Genomic DNA, 7,037 nt, shown 5'->3' with positions numbered 1-7,037 from the left:
GCCACTGTAGCCATCTGTGCACGCGTAATCAAGCCGTTTGGATTAAAGTTCGTTGCTGTAACCCCTTTAAACAGACCCTTTTCCTTCGCAAATTCGATTGCATCTTTAGCATCATGTTGGAATGTATCTGTATAGGTTGCCTTTGCTTGCGGTATGGCGTTACCTGTTAATTGACGAGCAAACATACTTGCCATCTGTGCCCTTGTAACAGGAGCATTTGGACGGAAGGTATCATCTGGATAGCCTTGAATGTAAGGTAGATGGGTAACACCCTCAGTAATTGGCTCCTTCACTTCTTCCTTCTCTGGTAAGTAGAGAATGGAGAAGGTGGAGAATTTATTCACCTCAAACTGTAAACCTGTTATTCCCTTTTGATATTCTACAATCTTCCCACGTACAACTTCTTTTGTGCCATCACTATGCTCGATAAAGATCGCCAAATTGGCAAGTTGTTCATCTGTTAAATCTGTAGGCAACGGCAATGTTAATTTAACAGGACGGCTTTGCATATTGGTTTCAATGGTCATTGGACGACCAAGTAACTCTACAACCGCACCTTCTACCAATTGCTGCACAACGGTTTCCCTTTTGGCTTGTTCTACAATCTCTAGCTGTTTATCATGCCCTTTTATAGGAACGAGTCGGAAGTATAGATTCTCATTAAACATTTCCAATGAAGTTTTTGGCACTTCAATTCTAACCTTATCGGTAACAATTTCGAGATGGACTGCTCCAATTTGCAAAATTGACAGCACATTTTTCGGAATGGACACTTTGACTTGATTTACTTGATCCTTCTCGTCTGGGATGATAATCCTTGCTTTATCATTCCCTTGTTCCTTTAATTTCCTAATTGTCTCTGTTGCGCTTGCTGCTGTTAATGTGACATCATCATTCATCGTGTTATCTACATTTTTTGCTCGTTTTATCGTTGTTTTTGAAACTACATCACCATTGCCAGATTCTACATCTACTACAATTTCCTCTACATTGGTTGAAGGTGTTGATGAACCTGAATCAGGATTTGGTGAAGGATCAGTATTACCGCCACCTGTATTATTACTAATCCATTTTGCATAGATCACTGTGTTTGCTGTAATAAGAGTATTAAAATTATATGGTGTTGTGTAGGCATTACTTGTATACCAGCCCCCAAATGTATAGCCAGCTTTCGTTGGCGCTGGTGTTGGCTGACCTGCTTTTCCTTCATGTACCACCATCTGATTGGAGACAGCACTACCGCCAGCCACATCAAAGCTTACCGTATGTGTCACAGTCACAGGATTCCATTTCGCATAAATCATTGTGTCTCCTGTAATCGTAGTATCAAAATTAAATGCTGTATTTCCCATACTGCTTGTGTACCAGCCGACAAATGTATGTCCTGCTTTCGTTGGTGGAGGTGGCTCCGTTGCTTTTTCTCCATGAGCTATTGTTTGTGCTGGGATTGTACTTCCTCCGTCTACATCAAAGCTCACTGTATGTGTCACGGGATTCCATTTTGCATAAATCGTTGTGTCCCCTGTAATCACAGTATCAAAATTAAACGGTGTATTTCCCGTACTGCTTGTATACCAGCCAATAAATGTATGTCCCACTTTCGTTGGTGGAGGTGGCTCCGTCGCTTTTTCTCCATGAGCTATTGTTTGTGCTGGGACTGTACTTCCCCCATCTACATCAAAGCTCACTGTATGTGTCACGGGATTCCATTTCGCATAAATCATTGTGTCTCCTGTAATTGCAGTATCAAAATTAAATGCTGTATTCCCACTACTGCTTGTGTACCAGCCGACAAATGTATGTCCTGCTTTCGTTGGTGAAGGTGGCTCCGTTGCTTTTTCTCCATGAGCTATTGTTTGTGCTGGGACTATACTTCCTCCGTCTACATCAAAGCTCACTGTATGTGTCACGGGATTCCATTTTGCATAAATCGTTGTGTCCCCTGTAATCACAGTATCAAAATTAAATGGTGTATTTCCCGTACTGCTTGTATACCAGCCAACAAATGTATGTCCTGCTTTCGTTGGTGGAGGTGGCTCCGTCGCTTTTTCTCCATGAGCTATTGTTTGTGCTGGGACTGTACTTCCCCCATCTACATCAAAGCTCACTGTATGTGTCACGGGATTCCATTTTGCATAAATCGTTGTGTCCCCTGTAATCACAGTATCAAAATTAAATGGTGTATTTCCCGTACTGCTTGTATACCAGCCAACAAATGTATGTCCCACTTTCGTTGGTGGAGGTGGCTCCGTCGCTTTTTCTCCATGAGCTATTGTTTGTGCTGGGACTGTACTTCCCCCATCTACATCAAAGCTCACTGTATGTGTCACGGGATTCCATTTCGCATAAATCATTGTGTCTCCTGTAATTGCAGTATCAAAATTAAATGCTGTATTCCCACTACTGCTTGTGTACCAGCCAATAAATGTATGTCCTGCTTTCGTTGGTGAAGGTGGCTCCGTTGCTTTTTCTCCATGAGCTATTGTTTGTGCTGAGATTGTACTTCCTCCATCTACATCAAAGCTCACTGTATGCGTCACAGGACTCCATTTCGCATAAATCGTTATGTCTCCTGTAATCGTAGTATCAAAATTAAATGGTGTATTTCCCATACTGCTTGTGTACCAGCCGACAAATGTATGTCCTGCTTTCGTTGGTGAAGGTGGCTCCGTTGTTTTTTCTCCATGAGCTATTGTTTGTGCTGGGATTGTATTTCCTCCGTCTACATCAAAGCTCACTGTATACGTCAAGGGATTCCATTTTGCATAAACGATTGTGTCTCCTGTAATCGCCGTATCAAAATTAAATGGTGTATTTCCCGTACTGCTTGTGTACCAACCGACAAATGTATGTCCTACTTTCGTTGGTGAAGGTGGCTCCGTTGCTTTTTCTCCATGAGCTATTGTTTGTGCTGGGATTGTACTTCCTCCATCTACATCAAAGCTCACTGTATGCGTCACAGGATTCCATTTTGCATAAATCGTTGTGGCTCCTGTAATCGCAGTATCAAAATTAAATGGTGTATTTCCCATACTGCTTGTGTACCAGCCGACAAATGTATGTCCTGCTTTCGTTGGTGAAGGTGGCTCCGTTGCTTTTTCTCCATGAGCTATTGTTTGTGCTGGGACTGTACTTCCTCCGTCCACACTAAAACTTACAGAATACGCTTTAAGTGTAGTTACATTCACCATAGTATAGGCTGTTTTATTTCCTGCTGCATCCTTCACTATGATGTTAAAATAGTAGGTTGTATTTTGTAATAAATCAGGTATATCAAATGTTGCGATATCCTTTGAATAGTTTCCTAAAGCAATGCCATTTGTCTCTATATGACTAACTGTATCAATATTGTTACTTGTAGATTGATAGATTTGATATTCTAAATCTTCTGTAGAAGTAATATTATCTGTTGCTTTTAGCCAGTTTAATGTCACGCTATTATTACTAATATTCATAACATTAATAGATGGATTGCTTATTTCTGGAGGTATTAAATCTTCTGTACTCGTAACTGATGCACTTACATCCAAATGATAAATCCTCACAAATATATCTGCAACTCCATCTGTTCTACTAATTCTAATTTCATCGATGTTTTGCCATGGTTCCCCCGTTAATGGGACATCAATTTTTTCAAAAGGCATGTACTGATTTATAACTACAGCTCCGGTAACAAATGTATTATCTCTATATCCTTCTATTTTGAGTTCTACAATTTCATTAACCGCACTTTCTAATCGTAATGAGTTTAGCTTGAAATTTCCTTTAATGGACTTAATAGAAGCTGTAGTAACAATACCAGGGTAACCCGACATCCCTAAACTTTTATCAGTTGGATAAAAATCGTCAATATCATTGTTACTATTATTTGAATCATCCAAAGTACCATCAATTTTTAATAATGCAAATTCCCAATCCCCTATAATACGGGGATTTGTACCCACGCCGTCACTAGATTCAAAATCCTCGCTTGATGGAAAGGTAGTCGCTGAAACTCTTGGAACCTCCACAATTGTCATCGAAGAAAGATTTAGTACTATCATACAAATACACAGAATGCCTATCTTTAACCTAGAAAATATTTTCATCATAACACGCCCCTCAATTACTAAGGTCTCGGTGGATATAGTCCTTCGATACAAATAATATAGTTCACTGCTAAATAAGGTTGGCGATTATCAAATGAAGTACCACTACCTGTCTCTCCTATTATCCCACTAATTGATACATCACCAGTTACTGGAGCATCAAAGGACTTTAGAGTGCCGTTTGAAGTATTCTTACTATAAATATTAGCGTCCCTGCCATTAGAAATGCCTTTTCCGAGGGTACTGTTATCATCTGGAATATTAGTCGTACCATCATTATTTACAACGGGAATAGCAACAGTAGCATTAGCGTTTTTAAGGATACCACCTGCGCTACTAAAAAGATGATTGTGTCTTGGTAAATTATTTATACTTAAAGTCGTCTGCTCTGTACCACCCTTACTACCATTCGAATAAGATGATATTCCTGCATCTCTTTGTCCCCCCATATCGGCACCTACTGGAACGCGGCCATTAAGATTTGGCAAATTAAAAACCGTTTTTCCATCCCCTCCGTATTGGAATCCAATCACTGCATACAAAGCTTGGTATTGATTAATTTGTAATTGTTGTCCATTACAAAACAACCATCCAATTGGAGCGTATGTTCCTGCCCAAGGTAAAATTACTCCTATAAATGCTTCCATAAATATCTCTCCTTAAGTTTATTTTCTCCAGTACATCTCAAATGTTGCTTCTTTATCCATTACAATCTTAAACCCTAGCTTTTTATATAACTGATAGGCAGCTATATTAAATTTAGCCACTTCAAGTTCCATGCCCTTCAAATAATGGGTTGCTTCCTTCATCATAGATTGTATAATATACTTCCCAATACCTTTGCTTCTCCACGTATGAAGGAATCCTATCCAAATTAATCGATAGTTTATATTTGTTTTATCAATGGTATATCTCCCGATTGGCTTCCCTTTATATTGAACAATTATCTTTTCTGCCCTTGGGAACATCTTCTTAGTCTGCACATTATCTAATTCATATTGTTGTTGTACAATACTTTTCCTTACATTTTCATCCTCTATAAAAGATAACTCCATTCGTGATTCTTCAAATATTCGATATAATACCGCTTGGTCTTCCTTTGTAGCGAGACGTAAGCTTATTTCATCAAAATTTATCAAATCGTCAGAAAAATCACATGTAATTCGTTTCATATTTATCACCATACAAATATTAATTGCGCTTAGGAGTTCTTGTTTGTAACAATGATGGAACGCACAAAGTTATGCCCTTTTTCCGGTAGTTTTTCCCAGCTATCTATATGAAATTGATGATCAGCCAAGCATTCAGCTCTATTTTGACTTTTTTGCGGTACGTCTAATGATAACGAGATAGTACCATAGGATTTTTCACCTGGCGGTACCTTATCTCGCCAAGAGCAAGAACATTCATAGCCATTAGGCCCTGTTGAAGCCTTAATTCCTAAAGCCTGAATAGTTGTATTAGGCGGAACATTCATAGGCTCTTTGCCTTCAATATCCTCTGTATTCCAAATACCCCAAGTTCTCTCCTTATGAAAAACTTCTAATTCACGATCTGTTGCATTTGTTATCATTAATGAAAAAGTCCAAGTTGCCATTTTAATTCTCCCCTCCTGTTGTTACTTTTATCTTTGCATTATCCATAACATCGAATTCATGTGTACGGTTCAAAATTGCGTAATCCCATTCGGATGCTCCGATTAATGTTGTCACATTATCTTTATCAGTTCGATATAAAAGAATCATTTTACTAAAAATCCAAGGTACAACATCCATATCTTTATCGTTTGGTGCTTCAAATTCTCTATCAATTGACTTTCTTTCTGTTTGTTGTTGTTCTTTGGTCACAGAATTTAATATATTAAACTTCGCTCTTAATTCCGTCTGTAATTCTTGCTCAACACTCGCCTTCACTATCTTTTCTTCAGAAACTGAAGCTTTTTCCGAAAATTTCAGTGCGGTTTCAATCGTGCTAACCTTTTCTACTACTTTTTTACTTGTAGTCGATATAAACTGTTCATCTTTTACTTTTATTTTTCCTCTTCTAGTGACAGTTTCAACTTTTGAAGCATCTGCTCTTATGCAAGTAACCTCAACAGAAAAATAATCATTCACTTCACGCTTTTTCAAATAAAGGCTATCAAAATCTACATCATTAACCCCATCCCAAAGTTTTTTCGAAATTTTAAATATAGACGTTTTAAATATTGCTTTCTTTTCAAAGTTAACTCCACTAGGAATATACTGATTTAGATCAATAGTTTCTACATTCTCAACAACCTTTAATGTGTCTATTTTGGACCAATCTGTATATAAACTATTAGGTACTTCCTTTTTTCTAATCCTGTCCATCTTATTCGAAATCCGTATATCTCGAACAAAGTTATGTCCATCATGAGTAATACCCTTCCATTCATTCACTTCAAAATACCCATTCGCTCTGCAAGTTGCTTCATTGGGATTGTTATATGGCACATTAACATAAAGGCTTACAACACCATATGGTTCCTGCATATTTCCTTCATGATTCTTGTTATTATCCTTCCATGAACAAGAAAATTCGTAACCATTCGGACCAAAGGCAGATTTGACCCCAACGGCCTGTATTGTTTGACCTGCTTTAATTGATTGGGGTCCTTTATCCTCTTCACCATTTGTATTCCAGTATCCCCAGTGCAATTGTGATTCCACCAATTCTAAATCTCGATCTGTGTCATTTGTAACGTTAAAACTAAATGTCCATGCCATAAGTGTGATACCTCCAATTAAAATATTTTAATATTCAGAAATTAATTTATGTAAAACAAATAATTCTTATTACCTAATAAAAAATCTAAAGGTTACATTTTTTTGGTTCTTTATAACTTTTTTTCATTATATTATAGGTCCATAGATTCCGCTATGAGTTCATTCCCTTTTTTAGGTTAATTTTTCTTAACCTTTTAACTTC

The 7,037-nt window shown here is 37.8% G+C and carries 5 protein-coding genes; all 5 read right to left on the bottom strand.

Annotated elements, in window-relative coordinates:
• Nucleotides 1-4,043: InlB B-repeat-containing protein (locus BFM98_RS23575; protein WP_175400803.1), on the bottom strand; the 4,043-nt coding region annotated here is incomplete at its 3' end.
• A gap of 65 nt (nucleotides 4,044-4,108) precedes the next feature.
• Nucleotides 4,109-4,735: a phage tail protein gene (locus tag BFM98_RS22710; RefSeq protein WP_054548540.1), complete on the bottom strand. Its 627-nt coding sequence runs from the start codon at nucleotides 4,733-4,735 to the stop codon at nucleotides 4,109-4,111.
• 18 nt (nucleotides 4,736-4,753) lie between these two features.
• Complete coding sequence (locus tag BFM98_RS22705) at nucleotides 4,754-5,260, bottom strand: GNAT family N-acetyltransferase (RefSeq protein ID WP_048390794.1); 507 nt, start codon at nucleotides 5,258-5,260, stop codon at nucleotides 4,754-4,756.
• Nucleotides 5,261-5,289: 29 nt separating this feature from the next.
• Nucleotides 5,290-5,685, bottom strand: coding sequence for a hypothetical protein (locus BFM98_RS22700; RefSeq protein ID WP_048390796.1), 396 nt, complete (start codon nucleotides 5,683-5,685; stop codon nucleotides 5,290-5,292).
• 1 nt (nucleotide 5,686) lies between these two features.
• Nucleotides 5,687-6,835 carry a hypothetical protein gene (locus BFM98_RS22695; protein WP_048390798.1) on the bottom strand — a complete coding sequence of 383 codons (1,149 nt, stop codon included), beginning with the start codon at nucleotides 6,833-6,835 and terminating at the stop codon, nucleotides 5,687-5,689.
• Between the last annotated feature and the right edge of the window lie 202 nt (nucleotides 6,836-7,037).

The organism is Lysinibacillus sp. AR18-8 (assembly GCF_001705465.1).
GTDB lineage: Bacteria > Bacillota > Bacilli > Bacillales_A > Planococcaceae > Lysinibacillus > Lysinibacillus capsici.
This window is presented reverse-complemented; position numbering and strand designations above follow the sequence as displayed.